The 20,562-nt window shown below is 40.7% G+C and carries 16 protein-coding genes and 4 tRNA genes; 12 read left to right on the top strand and 8 right to left on the bottom strand.

Annotated features, from left to right (window positions below; translation table 11 throughout):
• The first annotated feature begins 108 nt into the window (after positions 1-108).
• The 5 genes from FTU16_RS14485 to FTU16_RS14505 all read left to right on the top strand — a co-directional run bounded on the left by FTU16_RS14485 (position 109) and on the right by FTU16_RS14505 (position 3,863).
• Positions 109-429, top strand: coding sequence for a hypothetical protein (locus tag FTU16_RS14485; RefSeq protein ID WP_180163528.1), 321 nt, complete (start codon positions 109-111; stop codon positions 427-429).
• Positions 430-488: 59 nt separating this feature from the next.
• Positions 489-1,325 carry a hypothetical protein gene (locus FTU16_RS14490; protein WP_180163529.1) on the top strand — a complete coding sequence of 279 codons (837 nt, stop codon included), beginning with the start codon at positions 489-491 and terminating at the stop codon, positions 1,323-1,325.
• Positions 1,322-2,089: a hypothetical protein gene (locus FTU16_RS14495; protein WP_180163530.1), complete on the top strand. Its 768-nt coding sequence runs from the start codon at positions 1,322-1,324 to the stop codon at positions 2,087-2,089. The genes FTU16_RS14490 and FTU16_RS14495 overlap by 4 nt, the downstream gene beginning before the upstream one ends.
• 65 nt (positions 2,090-2,154) lie before the next feature.
• On the top strand, positions 2,155-2,307 hold the full coding sequence (locus tag FTU16_RS14500; protein WP_168379378.1) for a hypothetical protein: 153 nt from the start codon (positions 2,155-2,157) through the stop codon (positions 2,305-2,307).
• Positions 2,308-2,435: 128 nt separating this feature from the next.
• A complete protein-coding gene (locus FTU16_RS14505; RefSeq protein ID WP_078192919.1) occupies positions 2,436-3,863 on the top strand; it encodes an amino acid permease in 1,428 nt (475 codons plus the stop codon).
• 156 nt (positions 3,864-4,019) lie between these two features.
• Here the strand turns inward: FTU16_RS14505 and FTU16_RS14510 are convergent, their stop codons facing one another.
• A complete protein-coding gene (locus tag FTU16_RS14510) occupies positions 4,020-4,712 on the bottom strand; it encodes a hypothetical protein (protein WP_168379377.1) in 693 nt (230 codons plus the stop codon).
• A 106-nt stretch (positions 4,713-4,818) separates the two neighbouring features.
• Here FTU16_RS14510 and FTU16_RS14515 point away from each other — a divergent pair.
• From FTU16_RS14515 to FTU16_RS14540, 6 genes are all read left to right on the top strand, one after another.
• Positions 4,819-4,894, top strand: a tRNA-Glu gene (locus FTU16_RS14515).
• A gap of 123 nt (positions 4,895-5,017) precedes the next feature.
• Positions 5,018-6,436: an amino acid permease gene (locus tag FTU16_RS14520; RefSeq protein WP_078189154.1), complete on the top strand. Its 1,419-nt coding sequence runs from the start codon at positions 5,018-5,020 to the stop codon at positions 6,434-6,436.
• Between the two features lie 109 nt (positions 6,437-6,545).
• Complete coding sequence (locus FTU16_RS14525) at positions 6,546-7,451, top strand: alpha/beta fold hydrolase (RefSeq protein WP_180163531.1); 906 nt, start codon at positions 6,546-6,548, stop codon at positions 7,449-7,451.
• A 132-nt stretch (positions 7,452-7,583) separates the two neighbouring features.
• Positions 7,584-7,659, top strand: a tRNA-Glu gene (locus FTU16_RS14530).
• Between the two features lie 24 nt (positions 7,660-7,683).
• Positions 7,684-7,759, top strand: a tRNA-Glu gene (locus tag FTU16_RS14535).
• 58 nt (positions 7,760-7,817) lie between these two features.
• Positions 7,818-7,893: transfer RNA gene (locus tag FTU16_RS14540), tRNA-Glu, on the top strand.
• Positions 7,894-7,959: 66 nt separating this feature from the next.
• Here FTU16_RS14540 and FTU16_RS14545 read toward each other — a convergent pair.
• From FTU16_RS14545 to FTU16_RS14575, 7 genes are all read right to left on the bottom strand, one after another.
• Positions 7,960-8,604, bottom strand: a complete 645-nt coding sequence (locus FTU16_RS14545) for a YiiX family permuted papain-like enzyme (RefSeq protein ID WP_218955658.1) — start codon at positions 8,602-8,604, stop codon at positions 7,960-7,962.
• Positions 8,605-8,647: 43 nt separating this feature from the next.
• Positions 8,648-9,892: an NADH:flavin oxidoreductase/NADH oxidase family protein gene (locus FTU16_RS14550; protein ID WP_180163533.1), complete on the bottom strand. Its 1,245-nt coding sequence runs from the start codon at positions 9,890-9,892 to the stop codon at positions 8,648-8,650.
• 112 nt (positions 9,893-10,004) lie between these two features.
• Positions 10,005-11,606 (bottom strand): ABC transporter ATP-binding protein, encoded by a 1,602-nt coding sequence (locus FTU16_RS14555; RefSeq protein WP_180163548.1) that lies wholly within the window; start codon positions 11,604-11,606, stop codon positions 10,005-10,007.
• A complete protein-coding gene (locus tag FTU16_RS14560; RefSeq protein WP_180163534.1) occupies positions 11,581-12,594 on the bottom strand; it encodes an ABC transporter permease in 1,014 nt (337 codons plus the stop codon). Before FTU16_RS14560 ends, FTU16_RS14555 begins: the two co-directional genes overlap by 26 nt.
• Positions 12,594-13,661 carry a microcin C ABC transporter permease YejB gene (locus tag FTU16_RS14565; protein WP_180163535.1) on the bottom strand — a complete coding sequence of 356 codons (1,068 nt, stop codon included), beginning with the start codon at positions 13,659-13,661 and terminating at the stop codon, positions 12,594-12,596. Before FTU16_RS14565 ends, FTU16_RS14560 begins: the two co-directional genes overlap by 1 nt.
• A gap of 33 nt (positions 13,662-13,694) precedes the next feature.
• Entirely contained in the window at positions 13,695-15,497 is a 1,803-nt protein-coding gene (locus FTU16_RS14570; protein ID WP_257227150.1) for an extracellular solute-binding protein, read from the bottom strand.
• 62 nt (positions 15,498-15,559) lie between these two features.
• Complete coding sequence (locus FTU16_RS14575) at positions 15,560-18,898, bottom strand: LysM peptidoglycan-binding domain-containing protein (protein ID WP_180163537.1); 3,339 nt, start codon at positions 18,896-18,898, stop codon at positions 15,560-15,562.
• 207 nt (positions 18,899-19,105) lie between these two features.
• Between FTU16_RS14575 and dnaQ the strand changes: the two genes are divergently transcribed.
• Positions 19,106-20,506: a DNA polymerase III subunit epsilon gene (gene dnaQ, locus FTU16_RS14580; protein ID WP_180163538.1), complete on the top strand. Its 1,401-nt coding sequence runs from the start codon at positions 19,106-19,108 to the stop codon at positions 20,504-20,506.
• The last annotated feature ends 56 nt before the right edge of the window (positions 20,507-20,562 follow it).

A 20,562-nucleotide genomic window follows, 5' to 3' on the forward strand; every position in this document is an offset into this window, starting at 1 on the left:
AAGTAACTTGGACCAGTGTTGATCATTTAGCATTGTTCGAGGCATAGCGAGTGTAAAATTGGGTTTGGCGATTTAATTTTACTATCTCGCTATTTTTTTAATCAACAAATGTCAACAGATCCTAATAACTTCTTAAGCTACAAATCTGAATATAAAGATACGTATAAACTAAAAAACAAAGTTGAGCATGATGGTGTCCTGTTGGAAGCCTATGCTACAGATACGATTAGACCTCGATTTAGTTGGGATATGCGTACCACTTATGATTTCAATTTCGCTAAAGATCTCAAAGCAATATTCGGTTTAACCATTAACAATATTACCAATCGACATAATACCTATACCACCCCAGGTATTAGTGAGTCAACCAACAGACTTAGATCTGAAATTGGGCGACAGTTCATTGCTGATGTCACATTTAAATTTTAAACTTCCCCTATCAAGAGCACCTAAAAACGCTCTTGATTCATTTTCAAATAGAATAAAACATGAAAAAAATAATCTTACTCTTTGGTCTGTGCATAGTATGTCTCGGTATCTTCATCTACATTTTTAGACCCGAAGCCAGCCTACCGACAAATCCTTCAAATACTGTTGAGCACGATGCCAATCAGACAAATCAAACAGCATTGAATGATGACCAAGAATCTTTTATTCCCAAAACCAACGATCGTGACACTCAAATACAAGCGAAAAAAACCAAAAAATTGAGCGAAGAAGCAATACAGTATTATCGAACAGCAACCAAATACGGTTGGGAGTCAATCGTTCGTGATTTTGAAAATGGCACCATTCTAAAAAGTAAAATGTCTCAAGAAGAAAAAGATAAACTTTGTGAAATTGCACTGAGTCTAAGTACTGCCGATCAAACCAAACGCTTATTTAAAGCAAATTGCAAACCGCTGAATGGCCAATCATCTTTTATGATCATTAATGCAAAATTAACAAATGCTGAAGGTGAAATTGATCAAAATGAAATCATTGAAAAATTAAAATTCTATAAATCCGAAAATGTATTACAAACAAAGGTTACGTATAAATTTGGCCCGTATGAAGAAAAAAGCTCTTTGCAATCTAACGCAATTGGTTGGGGACTAGAAGACGTTTCTGATTATTTGCTGAGTATTGGTGTCGATTACACGGGCGTGGATGGTAATTTAATTTTAGACAATATCAAAGGCCGTAACCCTTCTGTGAGTTTGGTTCAAAAACTACTGAATGCAGGAATCGAGCCCAATAGTAACGTTTATAAACAAATAGAACAGAATGACTTTTCAACCAAATATCCTAACATTTACAATTTATTAAAAGCACACAAACCATGAAAAACATCGTTATTACCAGCTGCCTGCTAATGAGTATGCATTGCTTTGCAAATGCTCCAGTGCCACAAAATCACGCTACCAATGCACCATCAGTGAAAAACATTCAAGACTTTAAAAAGATCAAAGGGATGACGAATGATGCATCTCGTTATTATAAATTTATAAACATATATGGTTGGTCAGCCATAGTGCAGGAATTTGAAAATAAAAATATTCAAAGCAGTAAAATGAAAAATAAAGAAATTAAAAAAATGTGTGACACAGCACATCTTATACTTCCACTTCAAGATATCAAGCGACTGATTGCTGCTAATTGCAAACCCAGCTCAAACGATGTCACTTTTAATACCATCAATAGGACTTTAAAAAATGGCGATGGTTCTATTAATGAACAAGAAATTATTGCTAAATTAGAATTTTATAATGCATTAGGATTATTAAAAACACATCAAACATACGGCCGTGGCTATCGTGCAGAAACATATAATTTACTCTACAAAGCTGCCGGTTTTGGTTTGCCTAATGTTTTTGATTATCTACTTAATATTAGACTCACAGTAAAATATACCGATGGTAACTTACTGAATACACATTTTGATGGTCGCTCCCCACAACTCGCTTTAACCCAAAAAATTTTAAAACTGGGTGTTGAGCCAAATGCTTCAACCATCACGATCATGCAACAACGGAACTTTAAACAACACTACCCCGACATTTACCAAGTCATCCTGTCTAATCTAGAACAGAAAAACCGTAAACTTTAATTAATTACAGCCTGACTGGTTTTGTTTATACTTCAGCTTGATCTATTTTGATGTAAGAACACCCTATGTTTAAAAAGTTGCTCTTGGTTTTAGCCATCTTATTTCCATCTGCACTCTATCTGTATATTGTGAGCCGCGATGACAACAAAGCCCCTGTAGCTGAACAAACTCAAGTACCTGCAACTTCTGAAGCTGAGTATCAAACTCCTGACCATTAATCCAATGGTCAGCACTAAAGATTTAAATTTTAGATCAGTATTATTACATTATAAGAAAAATTCGATTTATCAATCATTTCACTGCATTCAATCATAAAATATACCTTTCGTTCAATTTTCTTTTCACTATGCAATCTCCCTCTGAACCTTCGCAACACTCGTCTGCTGAAGGTAAAAGTCCATCGCTTAAACGTGCGATGACGACTCGACACCTTGTGATGCTCTCACTTGGTGGTGCAATTGGTACTGGTTTGTTTATGGGTTCAGGTGAAGTTATTTCACAAGCTGGGCCTTTGGGCGCTGTACTTGCCTACATTATTGGCGGTCTAATCGCCTACATGGTTATGCTCTGTTTGGGTGAACTTGCCGTACATTTACCTGTTTCTGGCTCTTTTGGTGCTTTTGCGACAAATTATATTGGCCCGGGTACGGGTTATATGGTGTCTTGGATGTACTGGTTGGGCTGGTCTGCCACCTTAGGTACAGAATTTACTGCGGCTGCTATATTGATGCAGGAATGGTTTCCACAAACCTCTATTTGGTTATGGACACTGATCTTCGCTGCAGGTGTACTGATTTCTAATTTAAGCTCTACGCGTGCATTTGCAGAGTCAGAATTTTGGTTATCAATGGTGAAAGTTGCAACAGTGTTGATTTTCATCATCCTTGGTTTTGCCTGCATCTTTGGTTTCGTGCCTTTCCAAGGCTATGAATCAGCTCCAATGTTCCACAATTTGACTGAACATGGTTGGCTGCCAAATGGTTTGTTCCCACTGTTTGCCACACTATTGATCGTGAACTTTGCCTTTAATGGTACGGAGATGATTGGTATCGCTGCAGGTGAAACTGAAAACCCTGAAAAGAATGTGCCTAAAGCCATTCATGCTGCGGTATGGCGCTTAATCATTTTCTTTGTCGGCACTATTATCGTCATCAGTTCACTGTTGACCTATACCGATGCAGGTTTAAATGTCGGCGGACATGGCGGCTTAAGCAGTAGCCCTTTCGTTTCCGTATTTAACCTGATGGGCATTCCCTATGCAGAAGACTTAATTCGTTTCGTCATTATTACGGCTTTACTGTCTACAGCTAACTCTGGTTTATATGCTGCATCACGTATGATGTGGGCGCTGTCCGCACAAAAACAATTACCACGTGCTTTCGGCAAATTAAGCAAAACTGGTGTGCCTTATATTGCTGTATTGGTCACTATGATCGGTGGTTTACCAGGCCTATTGTCAGAACAATTTGGCGCAGATGTCATCTTCAAAAACTTGATGGGGGTTGCCGCCTTCACCATGGTGATCGTGTGGATGAGTATTTGCTGGAGTCAATTTAACTTCCGTCGCCAATGGCTGAAACAAGGTCATAGCGTGTCAGAACTTAAATTCCGTACACCATGGTTCCCGCTGGTTCCAATTCTTGGCTTTGTCTGCTGTACCGCAACAGGTTTAAGTATGGCTGCAGATCCTGAAATGCTTTCAGGCTTTATTGGCTGCCTGATCTTTATGGCAGCATGTTATGCAGGTTATTATTGGTTATATCACGATAAATAAAATAGTTAAGGTGGCTCATTAGCCACCTTTTTTTATGAAACTATTTCTCTTCCCTATGAGAGAAAAATTAGGGTTTCCATATAAATTCAAAAATGATTTGTGGGAGCAGTTTAATCCACAAAAACCACTGTACAAATTATAATTTAAGGAAATCGTTCAACTGCTTTTCGTCAATGAGTTTTTATCCTCGCTCAACACCAAGATATAATCCCATACTTTCAACTCTAATGAGTCCTTTTCGGATTTTGCCCCTTTAGAAACATTAGCTAAAAGACACGCAGCTACTATTGCTAGAAATATTTGGATAGATACTCTCAAACTTGTATTAGATATTAATTCAACAAAAGTAAAGTTAAAAACTATTAATGAAAGTGGCAAAAGCACCCGACTTGAATTCATCTGTTTTTTAAATTCAGGAAAATCACGATTAATAACCAATAAATCTTGTTTGTCTTTACTCCACAACATTGGCTCAAAACATACATCCAATTTTTTTTCTAATTTTTCAAGTTCTACATCATCACTAGACAACTGATATCTTCGAACCTTTAAGATTAGATATAATTTAAAAAAGCTCTGGATATCTAAAAAATAATGAGAATCATCTAAAGATTTGAGGTGATTATACGTAATTCTACTTTCCCCATCTAAATCCCTAAATAAAAGTTCATCAATAATTCTTTCAAACTCTGATTTACTGATATACGAAGAAAAATTATTTGGATAAACTTCAAACCAATGCAAATAATTCAATAAAACTATATAGAATCTTTCATGGACTTTGCCCACATTAAATTGATTGATTTCAAATAAAATTCCAGAAATAAACTCATTAAAATTATTTTTCATTAAAAAGATTCTGTTTTTGTTTCATTTATATACATTTAGAATATAACAATCAAACTCTATTTTGACAAATATAGATGGGCTATGTACTATACACCCACCTCAAAACGTCCCTATCGTCTAGAGGCCTAGGACATCGCCCTTTCACGGCGGTAACCGGGGTTCGAATCCCCGTAGGGACGCCAATTTTTCTGTCAGCTCTGACAAACTTAAAGTTTATTTATCTATAATTTATATTAATTGATTGCATCATCATTGCATTCTTCTCTACAATTACTCGCTTCATTATTTGATTCTCCTTTTTCTCTATGCAGTCATCACATTCTCCGAATGATGCTTCGCATCAGGGCAATTCTGCGCCGTTAAAACGCGCTATGAGTACTCGACATCTGGTGATGATTTCGCTTGGCGGCGCAATCGGTACTGGTTTATTTCTTGGTTCGGGTGAAGTCATTGCACAAACGGGGCCTGTAGGTGCCATTATTTCGTATTTTTTAGGCGGTATTATCGCCTATATGGTGATGCTTTGCTTAGGCGAGCTCGCTGTACATATGCCAGAATCTGGTTCATTTGGCGCTTATGCTAAACGCTATATCGGACCGGGTACGGGTTATACCATCACTTGGCTGTATTGGCTGACATGGTCAGTAACGCTAGGAACTGAATTTACTGCTGCTGCACTTTTAATGCAGGAATGGTTCCCAGACAGCTCTATGTGGATGTGGACTTTAATCTTTGGTGCTTTTGTATTCTGCCTGAATATGATTTCAACCAAATGGTTTGCTGAATCTGAATTTTGGCTAGCCTTAGTCAAAGTGATTACCGTTGTTGCCTTTATTATTTTAGGTCTATTGGCCATTTTTGGTGTTTTAGGCTATCGAGGCTATGAAGCTGCACCACTGTTTAGCAACCTCACTGCACAAGGTTGGTTCCCTGAAGGCTTGTTCCCAATCTTCGCTACAATGTTGATTGTGAACTTTGCATTCTCAGGTACTGAACTGATTGGTGTTGCTGCGGGTGAAACCAAAGATCCAGCGAAAAATGTACCTAAAGCCATTAACACGGCGATTTTCCGCTTGTTGATTTTCTTTGTAGGTACCATTGTTGTTATTACTGCATTATTGCCCCATCAAGAAGCTGGCTTATCTGCCGAAGGTGTAAGTAGTTCACCTTTCGTAACAGTATTCCAGCACATTGGTATTCCTTATGCAGAAGATATCATCCGCTTTGTGATTATCACAGCCCTACTTTCTGCTGCTAACTCTGGTTTATTTGCTGCATCTCGAATGATGTGGTCATTGTCCTATAGTAAGCAATTACCTGCAGTGTTCTCTAAAGTGAACTCGCGCGGTATTCCTTATGTTGCCGTGATCGTGACCATGATCGGTGGTATGCCGGGCTTACTTTCTGAGCAATTTGCACCAGAAACCATCTTCAAAAACTTGTTAGGTGTCGCGGCATTTACCATGGTGGTGGTATGGATGAGTATTTGTTTAAGCCAATTCAACTTCCGCCGTCAGTGGTATAAAGAAGGTAAAACTGCAAAAGATTTAGCTTTTGCTGCACCACTCTTCCCAATTGTGCCGATACTCGGTTTTGTATTCTGTCTTATTACCTGTATTAGTATGGTATTTGACCCAGAAATGTTAACTGGCTTTATCTGCTGTATGATCTTCATTGTGGCGTGTTATATCAGCTACTACACCTTGTATCACAACAAAGATTGATCTACGTTGTCATGCCAAACACGATAAAAGAGTAACTTCGGTTGCTCTTTTTTTATGGCTATATTTTAATAAAAGTAGAATAAAAACTGGTCCGTCGATGAGGTGCAATATGCAGATCATCTTTATCCATGGCATGAATCAACAGCAACAAACTGCACGTTCGCTCGAACAGCATTGGCTTGCACTATTGTCTCAAGGCTTAAAGCAAAGCCATCAAGAGACTTTTTTATCGTATATACAGCACCATATGCGCATGCCTTTTTATGGGGACTTACTCACGCGTTATCATTTGCAGAATATGCTTCAAGCCAGCACCTTGACGCCTCAAACGTGGCCACATTTTCCGTTTATCCATCGTACTGAACTCCCAGAAAAATCACCAAAAGTATTTGAGCATCACGCTGTACAAAATAATCTACCTGACATCACCCTCAATGATGCTATTGGATTAAGCCAATCATTCAAATCGATCACTGCACTTGGCAAAGATCTAGCCCTACGCGATTTTGCAGTTTTAATGAATTATTTCCCAAAATTACATGCCACACTTTTGCATAAATTTTTGGTCGAAACTTATCTCTATTTATCCAATCCACACTTTATTCAGGCAGTTCATACTCGTCTGCATGAGCAATTACATCAAACGAAACCCACCCTGTTGATTGCACATTCGCTAGGTAGCGTGATTGCGTATCATTTTTTACTGTTACATCCTGAACTCAACATACAGCGCTTTATCACCTTGGGCTCACCTTTGGCTTTTCGTGTCATCCAAGCCCACTTACCTCAGCCTTTACAGCGGCCTGATGCAATTTCAGGCGATTGGTTAAACTTTTATTCACATGATGATTTTCTCAGCGCTTTTCCACTGAGTCAGGCACCATTTGATTTTCAACCCGCCATTATTAACCAGCAAATTCAGACATCGATTGAACACCCACACGATATTGCAGGATATTTAACGCATCCAGAAGTTATTGCTACAATCTTACAAGTGTTGAAAAAATCGACATAAATAATGTATTTTTCAAACATTTTTAGCAAATTGTTTTAATTTTATGCACTCAACAACAAAAACTGAATTTATTTATAGAAAAGCGTTTGACACCCCCCGATTTTCACCCTAATATACGCCCACCTCTGAAACGTCCCTATCGTCTAGAGGCCTAGGACATCGCCCTTTCACGGCGGTAACCGGGGTTCGAATCCCCGTAGGGACGCCAATTTTCAGAAGTACATTTTATTAAGTCCCTATCGTCTAGAGGCCTAGGACATCGCCCTTTCACGGCGGTAACCGGGGTTCGAATCCCCGTAGGGACGCCATTACTTAGTCTAAAAAATTAGACTGAAATAAACGGTTTTAAAATTTACTTTCTGTACTGTCCCTATCGTCTAGAGGCCTAGGACATCGCCCTTTCACGGCGGTAACCGGGGTTCGAATCCCCGTAGGGACGCCATATTCGAGTTGGTTTTAACCACTCATTAAAAAGCTCAAGCATTGCGACTTGGGCTTTTTTATTGCCTTAATTTCTAAATATTTCTTTTAATAGTTTTGAATCATAAATGGCCTTAGGGGCAATCACCTGCTCATTCAGCGGAATATTTTGACCATAGCGCTGCCGCATTAGACGCTGGACTTCATTTTGTTTTAAATCAAATTGTTTCAGTTGTTGTAATGGAGAAAGTTCGATTCCTAAAGCATGCTGATAAGCTTTCCAAACAATTTCAGAACAGTAAATTGCACGGTCATCCCATTCAAAATATATATCATAGGGTTTGCCCAAATACTTTTCTGCATGTTGTACCAGCTTCGTTTTCTGCGGCACATTTAAGGGTTGTTTGAGCCTTTTTACGACATAGTGAGCATTTTCCCCACGTGCGATCCATTGATTTAAAGTGGTGTATTGCACAGGTTGAATGGCTTCAAGCACCCACGTTTGGTTATTTTTATTTACGATCATGCCCATGTGACTATAGGGCGAATGTGTGGCCTTTTGAATGCTTAAACTTTGTTGTGACTTTGAGATATGAAAAATAATATCTCCCGTCTGAAATACGGACTGGGCATAGAGGACAGAACTGAGCCCCGAAAGAATGACTATTAATATTAAAATTTTAGACATTTTTATTGTAAGCAATATTGATATGAATGAAGGCAACCATAACATGGATGTATGCCGATTGCCCTTATTCTAATAATTCAATGATTGATTAAGCCGACTTACGTGAATTGACTTGCCCTTTAATGACCGCGGTTAAATTTCCTTTAAGATATTTAAAAAACACTTTTAACGGTGAAAGTTTAGGATTTGGCTGTTTGCCTTCACCAATCGATTTAAACTGAGCGGCATACCAAATAATTTCCATAATCGCCATTTTATCAATCATCGGTATGCCAGTTTTAATTTTGTCCACACCGTAACGAACATCCTGCCCCGCCAATAAACGATCAACCAAATCGACTTCAACAGCGAATGGACGTGCAATACCAATAAAATCACAAGCTCCACTGTCTAGTGCAGCATTCATGCCTTGGACGGTTCTAAACCCACCTGTAACTATCAATGCACACTTTACCTCTTTACGGATATTGTCCGCAAAATCGAGGAAATAAGCTTCACGAGCAATGGTACTGGCTTTACGTTTTTCTTCTTTAGCACCCGCCATCGCTGGCGCTTCATAGGAACCGCCCGAGATTTCAATCATATCAATCCCTGCGGCATCGATTGCCTTAAAGACCTCAATCACATCTGCTTCGCTAATTCCGCCGCGTTGGAAATCAGCAGAATTTAGTTTGACCGAAATGATAAAATCATCTGTCGTCGCTGCACGAACTGCCTTATAGATTTCAAGCAAAAAGCGCATGCGATTTTCATTTGAACCACCCCACTGATCTTGACGTTTATTGGTCAGTGGCGACAAGAACTGACTAATTAAATAACCATGCGCACCATGCAATTGCACGCCTTCGAAGCCTGCCTTTTCACAAATGTGTGCGGCACGTGCAAAACGCTGAATGATATCTAAAATTTCATCTTCACGAAGTTCGCGCGGTGTTCCAAACGTTGTAGCTAACATCGGTCTAAATGGTACAGCGGACGGCGCAACCGTTTCCTTATTTAAACCTTTAGGACATTGGCGGCCAGGATGTGAAAGTTGAACCAATTGCACCATGCCGTGCTTCTTACCTAACTCAGCCCACTGTGTTAACTGCGCCAAATCTCGCTCTGTTTCAGCGACAACAACCCCCGGCTCATTTTTAGCACGAAAATCCACCATGACATTACCGGTAATGGCACAGCCCAAACCACCCTTCGCCCAAGCTTCATATAATCCAAAATGTAAGTGATTGGGTTGGCCTGCGGTATTGGCCAATGCTTCACTCATTGCACCTTTGATGATGCGATTTTTAAATGTGGTATTACGAATTTTAAAGCTTTCAGCTAAATGGCTCATGGCAATGTCCAAAATGAAATAACAAGTCCTGAGTATTTACTCTAATTATTATTTTCTAAAGGTCAAGGATATTTTGACAATGACACTTGTCAAAATATCCATAAGTTTAATTTTAGTATTGGCTGGCTTCAATTAATTTACGGGTATAGTCCGTTTGTGGTCGTGCAAATAGATCTGCGGTGTCTTGAAATTCCATGACTTTGGCATGGCGCAGTACCAACACTTTTTGACAGAGGGCTTTGACCACGTGTAAATCGTGACTGATAAATAAATAACTCATATTAAATTCTTGCTGCAAACGCCGTAGCAGCTTCACGATGGCTTTTTGTGTCGTCCGATCTAGTGCCGATGTGGGTTCATCGAGAATCAGCAGTTTAGGACGTAATACCAACGCACGTGCTAAGGCGACTCTCTGCCGTTGCCCACCCGATAATTCATGTGGATAACGCTGCTTGAATGAGCTTGCTAATTCGACTTTCTGCAAAGCTTCATCTATACGCTGTACAATTTCATTTGCAGATAAATGCTGTAAGGCCAAACCTTCGCCAATGGTTTGCTCTACATTTAGTCGTGGATTTAAACTACTGAATGGATCTTGAAAGACGATTTGAAATTCACGGCGTAAGGGTCTGAGCTGTTTTTCTGAAAGTTGATGGATGGCGTGTTGATTTAACATAATTTCGCCATCACTTTCTATGAGCCGAGCAATAGCCAATGCTAGGGAGCTTTTCCCTGAACCACTCTCTCCAACAATACCGATCGACTCACCTTCAGCCACTGTTAAATCCAAAGCCTCTACCGCAACGACATAATCTTTGATGCGGTTCAATAAGCCTTGTTTGACTGGGAACTTCACTCCTAATTGGTGTAATTTTAAAAGTGTCTGCGTTTGTGAAACCTGTATTGCTTTACCAAAATCATGGTCTAATAGATTTTTGGTATACGCCTGCTTCGGTTGCTCAAAAATTTCCTGAACATCTCCTTGTTCCACCACTTGTCCACGATTCATCACAATCACATGTTCGGCATAGCGCTTGACCAAATTCAGGTCATGGCTAATTAAAATCATGGCCATATTACGCTGCTGTTGTAGCGACTTTAATAAATTTAAGATTTGCGCTTGCAAAGTGACATCTAAAGCCGTGGTTGGCTCATCAGCGATTAAAATATCAGGATCTAAGGCCAATGCCATGGCAATCATGACACGTTGTCGCTGCCCCCCTGACAACTCATGTGGATAGCGTCTTAATTTATCTTCAGCATCCGGAATACCCACATCATTTAATAATTCTATAACCCGCTGTCGTGTTTTTGCCTTCGACCAACCCTGTAACAACAGTGACTCACCAACAATCTTTTCCACCCGATGTAAGGGATTTAAGGCCGTCATCGGCTCTTGAAAAATCATGGCAATTTTCTGTCCACGAATGTTTCGGTGCTGCTCAGGACTCAGTCCAAGAATATTCTGTCCATTCAGGCTGACGCTGCCTGTGACCTGCAGATCACTTGGCAACAAACCGAGTATAGCTAGGCTGCTAATCGATTTACCTGAACCGCTTTCTCCCACAATCGCTATCGTTTCACCTGCATGCAAATTAAAATTCAGGTCTTCAACCAAGACCTGTGCTGCATGTGAAATATGTAAATGCTCCACCGCTAACACGATGGGAGGTACATTAACTTGATGATTATTGACGTCTAGGATCGAATGCATCACGTGTCGCCTCCCCAATGTAGATCAATAAAGACAGCACGATTGCTAAGGTAAAGAATCCCGATAAGGCAAGCCATGGTGCATTCAGATTGTTTTTCCCTTGAAGCAATAACCCACCTAATGACGCGGCATCAGGCGGTAAGCCATAACCTAGGAAATCTAAGGCTGTCAGTGCCGTAATATTTGCCGTGAGCATGAAAGGTAGCTGTGAAAGACTGGAACTCATCGCATTTGGTAAGATATGCCGAAACATAATGGTGCTATCTGTAACGCCAAGACTCCGTGCTGCACGGACATAATCAAAATTACGAGCACGCAAAAACTCTGCACGAACCAAGCCGACCAAAGTGGGCCAGCCAAACAGCAGCATAATGACAAAGAGCCAATACACACTCGGCGTAAACATGCTGACCAAAATCATCACCATGAATAGCATCGGTAGTCCGCCCCAGACTTCTAAAATCCGTTGACCAATGAGGTCTACCCAGCCACCATAATAGCCCTGTATCGCCCCAACCATGATGCCCAATATGGCTGAAGCAAAAGTTAATGCAAAACCAAACAAGAGCGACACACGTAGTCCATATAAAATACGTGCGAGCACATCACGCCCTTGGTCATCGGTACCAAGCCAATTTTGTGCAGTCGGTGCAGATGGCACGGGCACAGCCAGTTCTAAATTCGGTGTTTGGTAGGAAAATTTAATCAGTGGCCACACAGCCCAACCTTTCTCTTCAATCAGTTGCTGAACGACAGGATCTTTATAATCAGCCTCAGTTTCAAATACCCCACCGAAAGTGGTTTCTGGATAACTTTTTAGCACGGGCACATATAAAGAATCATCGTATTTGACCAAGAGCGGCTTATCATTGGCAATGAATTCGACAGCTAGGGACAAAATAAAAATCAAGGCAAAGCTGATAAAGCATGTAAAGCCTAATTTATTTTCTTTAAAACGTTGCAAACGCGCTTGTATAATCGGAGACATTATTTTGCCCCCTGTGAATCAAAATTAATTCGTGGATCAATCATTTGATACATGACATCACTGATTAATCTTAAGATCAGTCCCATCAAGGTAAAAATAAATAAGGTGCCAAAAATGACTGGATAATCGCGCTGTACGATGGCTTCAAATCCTAATAACCCCAGACCATCTAGATTGAAAATAATTTCAATAAATAGATTTCCCACAAAGAAGATGCCAATCAAGGCTTCTGGCAGACCTGCAATGACAATGAGCATTGCATTACGAAATACATGCCCATACAGCACACGTGATTCGGTCAAACCTTTAGAACGAGCAGCAAGAACATATTGTTTATTCAGTTCTTCCATAAAAGAGTATTTGGTCAGATAAGTTAAGCCAGCGAAACCACCAATTACCATGGCACACAATGGCAAAGCCATATGCCAAAAATAATCTGCAATTTTGCCAAATACGCTTAACTCAGCAAAATTCTCTGAAACCAACCCTTGCAGAGGGAACCACTGAAAATATGAACCACCTGCAAAAAAGACAATGAGTAAAATGGCAAAGGCGAAAGCAGGAATGGCATAGCCTATAGCCAATAAAATAGACGTACTTTTATCAAACAACAGACCATGTTGACGGGCTTTTTTAATGCCTAATGGAATAGACACCATATAGATCAGCAAGGTACTCCATAAACCAAGGGATAAGGATACAGGCAGCTTTTCCCAAAGTAGCTCGGTCACAGGCTTATCTTTAAAAAAACTGGTACCAAAATCTAGCGTCACATACCCCTTTAACATCAGCCAAAAACGTTCAAATAATGGCTTATCGAAACCATATTGCGCTTCGATTTTTGCCACCATTTCTGTACTGAGGCCTTTAGCACCTTGGTATTGAATGCCTGTCGTCGCCGTTTCACCACCACCCGTGTTTCCCATGCCTTGAAAGGACTCAGCTTGCTGTATAGCTTGCTCAACAGGCCCTCCCGGTGCAATCTGAATCACGACAAAGTTAATCAGTAAAATGAAAAACAATGTTGGAATAATCAGGAGCAATCTTTTTAAAATATATGTGCCCATGTTGCTTTCACATTCCTTGTCATTCAGGTGTATTTATTGCTGCCGTAAATATTGTGTTATTTGCTTGGCTTGAGCTGCATCACTCCACCAATAGTCAATCCCTGCAGAAAGTTTAGGTTTGACATAAGGTTGCTTATACATATGCCAATAGGCAAACCAGTTTTCACTTTGCCCAAACATTGGAATTTGATAATAACCCGCTCTGAGCAGGCGGTCTAAAACACGCGTACGAATAATCAATTCCTCCCGATTTGGAGCATTGATCACCTGTTGAATGAGCTTATCGATCACAGGATTTTTAATCCCTGCATAATTATAATTACCCACTTGATCGGCTGCTTGACTGCCCCAAAGTTGAGCTTGCTCACCTGCTGGAGTGAGCGATTGAGGCATTTCATCCACGATCATATCAAAGTCAATATTTCGCATACGCTCGGTGTATTGCGGCCCATCTACTTGTCGTAATAACACCTGAATACCTAAACGTTTCAAATTTCGTATAAATGGCATTAAGGTTCGCTGCAAATCTTGTTGCTGAATCAAGATTTCGAATTTCACAGGCTGAGATTTTGCATCCACCAATCTGCCGTCTTGATAACGATAACCCGCATTCAATAACAGTTGGCGTGCATGCAGAAGGTTTTTTCGATTAAATCCACTGCCATCAGAAACGGGATATTGCCAATTGGATAAAACTCCCTGTCGTTGAATAGGATCAAGTTGCGATAACATCGGTTTTAAAATATCCAACTCTTGGATAGAGGGTTTCCCCTTCGCTTCTAGCACACTATTACTAAAATAACTCTGTAAACGCTGATACTGCCCATAAAACAACGCTCTATTTTGCCATTCAAAATCATAAGCATAGGTTAAAGCTTGTCGAAAGCGAATATCCCTAAATGGCGCACGGCGGGTATTAAATACGAGATTTTTTGTGGGAATCGGTCTTTCATGTTTAAAGCGATATTTGACAATTTTACCGTCTTTAAAAGCAGGAAAATTGTACGCTCCCACCCAATTACGTGCGGTCTTTTCCTCATATAACGTAAATTGACCCGCTTTAAAGCCTTCGAAGGCAATGTCTGGACTCCGGTAATATACATATTTCAGATGGTTAAAATTATATCGACCACGATTAACGGCTAAGTTCTGCCCCCAATAGTCTGGATTGCGCTTGTAGCGAATACTCCTACCTGCATCGATCGTCTCAATCGTATAAGGCCCTGAGCCTAATATGGGCTGCAATGTAATTTGAGTAAAATCTTTTTTTGCCCAATCTTTTTGGGAATAAATCGGCATTTGCGCCAAAATCATGGGCATATCAGCATTATGACCAGATTTAAAACTCATCCTCACCTGATATTTAGATAAAACATCTGTTTTGTCCAAATCTGCTAAGTACATTTGTAGACCGGGATTTGATTTAGTTTGGAAGGTATCAAAACTAAACTTCACATCATCAGCTGTTAAGGCACTCCCATCACTAAATCGTGCTTTGGGGTTTAAATGAAAAATTACAAAATTAGTTTTTTTCGGGTCAAATGTCACTTTTTCGGCAAGTAACGGATACATCACACCCGGTTCATCTAAAGATGAACTCATCAAGCTATCAAAAAGATAATTGATACCTTCAACAGAACGCCCTTTTCCATTCATGCTGTTTAAATTATCAAAACTCCCAATACTCGAGGTCGTGATATATCCCCCTTTATTGGCAAGAGGATTGGCATAGGGCATTGCCTGTAATTGATGATATTGAGGGCTACTATGTATGGCAAGAAAAGGCGTGGTCTGCAACGCAGCCCACGCCCCTGTTGAAAGTATGCTCAAAGTCATACCAAACACGTAACGCGAAGTTGAAGCAGAATACATTCAACTTAACTCCTTAATGTTTGGACTCAGTTCGGTACTTTTATCACTTCACCAATACGTAACTGAGCAGATGGTTGCATATCATTCATTTCAGCGAGTTTTGATGTATCTAGTCCATAACGACTTGCTAAACCAATCAATGTATCCCCGCGTTTAATACGGTATTCACTGATGGTTTTAGGAACTTGTAAATTTTGACCAACACGAAGCCCAGCACGCGGGTTCAAGTTATTTAACTCAGCCAATGCTGCCACAGTTAAGCCTGTCCGACTAGCAATCGAATTTAAAGACTCGCCTGATTTCACAGTATAACTTTCAGTATTTGTTGGTTTCACATTGCTCGTAGAGGATTTAGCTTCCGTTTTTTTGGTTTCAGTTGCTTTACTAGCTACATCAGCAGGTAGTTCACCATCTACTTTTAAACGCTGCCCTACACGAATCGCACTATTGGTATTTAGGCCATTTAATTCAGCTAAATAACGCAATTGAAGATGATATTTCTTCGCAATCACACCCAGCGTTTCACCTGATTTCACCACATGAATATCGGTCGCTTCAACAGAATTCGTTCGTGTATTGGTTTTGCTTTCAGTTTTGGCCGGCTCAACTTTAGTTTCTACTTTAACCGGTGCGACATCACCTGTTAATTTTAATTTCTGCCCAACACGTAGACCTGAACTCCGCTCTATGCCATTTAAATTTGCGACATAGTCCATGCCTAAATCATAGCGACTAGCAATGCCTGTCAGTGTATCGCCAGACTGCACCACATAAGTCTCTGGAACAGTTGAACTTGCAGGTACTTTAATGCTTTGCCCCGCCATCAGCCCACTATTTGCCGACATGTCATTTAGACTCGCCAATTCAGACAAACTGATTTTTGACTGCGTCGCAATGCTGTAAAGCGTATCACCACGCTGCACTTTATAGCTTTCCACTTTATACGCAGGATCAACTTTGACATTTTCAATGCGATTCACCACTTTGCTGTCGAGCTTTTCAACTTTGCTCTCAACCTCGGCTACAGCTTGTAATGGCACATTAATTTTTTGTCCCACCATCAAGCTACTGCCAGCCGTTAAACCAGTTGTTAAATCTGCCAACTCTTGATTTGACAGCGCATAACGATCTGCAATGAGTTTTAGATATTCACCACGTTTTACCGTGTAGGATTTGGTTTGAACTTTTGCAGATTTTTCGACAACTTGAGCTGCTTTCTTGTCAGCTTCCAATTTTGCTTTAGATGCTGGCGTTTCTTTTAAGGATAATTTCTGCCCAACATATAAACCACTCGTGGTGGTTAAACCATTGTAGTCTGCGAGTTGCTTCGTACTTAAACCAAATTGACTCGCAACAGCTGTAAGACTGTCATTTGCTTTCACCACATAGCTATCTGCAATAGGCTTAGCTTTCGATTCTTCATTATTTTGCACAATCGGTTTCGCATCATATAAATAGATGGTCGTACCGACATACAAGGTCGAATCTGGCGAAATTTGGTTCCAAGCTGCAATATCACGCCAATTCACGCCATTTTTCATCGCGATCAACGCTAAAGTGTCGCCCGCCAAAACTGTATAAGTACTGCGTTTACCTTTAGGTGGTACAACTACAATTTCAGAATCTGTACGAATGACATTTTTACCTTGGTTGCGTTTGGCTTCTTCGGAATCTGCACCTGTATTTTCAGCCACGCTTTTCGGGTAAGAGAAACCTTTGGTCAGTTCTTTACCTTGTTGATCTGCAATCGACTGACTGGTCTGAATCGCAGTCAACTTAATCTTGCCATCGTAAGGATCGACAATTTCAGTGCCTTTCGGCGCAATAGCTTTAATTTCCTGAACGACTTCTTCTTGCTCTGCTTTTGTCGCTACTGGTTTTAATACCTCATCGACTGTTTTGGTTTCACCTTCAGCTTTAATAGCCGCCATGATTTGCTCACGCTCATTTGCGCTGAGTGGTGGCTCGACAGACACGGCTTTCACAGGCGTCGAAGGAGTAACAGCGACTGGAATACGCGGCGCACTTGGAATATCACTATTCGATGCAAAAGCAGCCAAAGCAGATGATCCCATTGGCGTTTTGCCTTTGGTTCCTGATGGAATACTTGGCGTTACCGTTGCAGCGACTACAGGTGGTTTGGCAGAAGCTGTCACTGTCGGCTGTGTGGTCAGCGTAGGTGGCGTCACTTTTGCAGGCTGAATAATTTTACTATTTAATTCCGGCGGAGTAACACGTGATGGTGTTATTTCAACATTATTTTTTGGTAGGTTATAAGTTGAATTACTTGCCCAATAACCTGTTGAACCACCTGATTGTAATTTTTTCAAACGTGCATCGACTGATGGACTCACATCCGCAGGAATTAAAATCCGCATTGGGCTGCTGCTATCAATCACATCACCACGATGACCAGGATTTAGTGCATAGAGTTCTGCACGACTTAAACCAGTAATAGATGCAATTTCATTTAAATTTGCAGGCCCTACAGCCACTTCACGAAAGTGTGGACGGTTGGCAATTGGCGGCAAACTTACGCCATAGGCACTTGGATTTTTAATAATTTGAGCAACAGCCAAGAAACGTGGGACATAGTTCATGGTTTCTTGTGGCAGTTTTAGCGACCAATAATCGGTTGGCAAACCTGCTGCACGGTTACGGTTAATCGCCTGTTGAATACGCCCCGGCCCTGCATTATATGAAGCCAAAGCCAATTCCCACGAACCAAACTGGTTATGTAGCGCACCTAAAAACTCATAAGCTGCACGCGTAGATTCCACTACGTCACGACGACCATCATACATTGAGGTTTGTTTTAAACCGTAAATACGTCCAGTACTTGGGATAAATTGCCATAAACCTGCTGCGGCTGCACTTGAGGTTGCTGCTGGGTCATAAGAACTTTCAATCACTGGCAATAACGCCAATTCGGTCGGCAAACCACGACGTTCGGCTTCTTTAACCGTGTGATATAAATAACGGGATGCACGCGCACTTAAACGGTCAATATATGGTTGACGTGAAATAAACCAACCACGCTGCGCTTCAATTCGCGTATCCCAGTGGTTCAAATCCATTTTAAAACCAACGGTCATACGCTTCCAAACATCACCGTGCTTCAGTACTAAAAGGCGATCGCCTTCTACGGCACGCATGTCTGTTGCAGAAAGTAAATCTTCGAGTGAATCTAAACTATTGGCATCGAGAAAGTTTGAGCCGACTTGTTTACTTGCTGAGTTCTGCTTAGTCGTTTGCGATGAAGAACAGCCCGTCAGACCAAGAGCTGCAAGTGCAGAACCCAAGACTGTAAATTTAAAAATTTGTGGTAACGTAGGCTGCCAGACAGTCGCAGTTGATTTATACATAAAAAAAATCCAGACAACTCATATAAAATTTATTTTTTAGATATGCCATTGTAGTGAAGCAGGACACAGACACAAGGCGTTAATTTAACGCTAATTCAGTATAAATGTTACAAGAAATTAAAAAAATCGCCAGAAATGGATTTCTCCCTGTCATTTGCGTTATACAATATACGGTTCTGAATGCTCGTTTTTCTCCGGATTTGATTTATGTCTCAAACAATCACGCTTTATGTTGATGGTGCATGTAAAGGCAACCCTGGTTTAGGGGGTTGGGGGGCGTATATCATCCGTGAAACTGGAGAAGAAAAACTCTGCGGCGGCGAAGCTGAAACCACCAATAACCGTATGGAATTGACTGCGGCAATTGAAGGTATTCAACACTGTCCGACCGATGCAAAACTGATTATTTGGACAGACTCCAACTATGTCAAACAAGGCATAACCGAGTGGATTCATGGTTGGAAAAAGAAAAACTGGAAAGATGTTAAAAATCCAGATCTGTGGAAATTACTGGATGCAACTTGTCAGGGTCGGGAAATTGAGTGGAACTGGATTAAAGGGCATGCAGGCCATCCGGGAAATGAAATGGCCGATCAATTGGCCAATCTAGGCGCAGAAAAAACCCTCGAACGCATCAAACAAGCAGCATCTACAGCTGAAGTACCTAAAAAAAAAGCTGAACCTGACTGGCTATTAAATGATCCGTTTGGACTCGAATTTGCTGATAGCGAGGATGAAGCAGAAGAAATCTCAGCTGAGTCAGCTATTGACGCAGAGCAGATTGATGACATTGTGATAGAACAACAAGCAACAGACACTGCTTCAACGTTGAGTCCAGATGCTTCTACACAGTCTAAGCAAGCTGCTGAAATCCATCCAATGATTGTCATTACACCAGCAACTGTCGATGTATCTGGCCCACGACAATTAATTTTGGATACGGAAACCACAGGTTTCTATTTCCAAGATGGCGACCGCATTATTGAAGTCGGTGCAGTGGAAATGATTAACCGCAAACTGACCGGTAGCTCAATTCATATTTATATCAACCCGCAAAAACCTGTCGGTGAATCTGAAAATATTCACGGAATCAGTGATGACTTTCTAAAAGACAAACCACTGTATGCTGAAATTGCTGATGTCTTATTTGACTATCTAAAAGGCGCAGAAATCATTGCGCATAACGCAACCTTCGATATGAACTTCCTTGATATGGAGTTCAAACGTGCAGGTTTTGTGGCCTTATCGGAAGTTTGCGAAGTTACCGATACCTTGGCTATGGCCAAAGCCAAGCATCCAGGCCAGAAAAACTCACTCGATGCATTAGTGCGTCGTTACGAAATTCCACAACGTGACCGTACCTTCCATGGTGCCTTACTCGATGCGGAAATTCTGTCTGACGTATACCTAGCAATGACGGGTGGTCAGGTATCCTTTGATATCGATGCCCTGACCCACTCGCAAAATGAAGATGGTTCGCAAACCCGCGCCGCTGTTGAAATAGAATTACCCGTGATTTTACCTTCAGCCGATGAACTTGAAGCCCATGAGACATGGGTCAAACAATTTGAAGAAAAACATGGTACACCTTGCCTTTTTGCGAAATAAAATCTAAATTTCGTGTTACTTTTTGTATATAAACAATTCTTACATACGCTATAGTA

This window comes from Acinetobacter sp. YH12069, assembly GCF_013419675.1.
Taxonomy (GTDB): Bacteria; Pseudomonadota; Gammaproteobacteria; order Pseudomonadales; family Moraxellaceae; genus Acinetobacter; species Acinetobacter amyesii.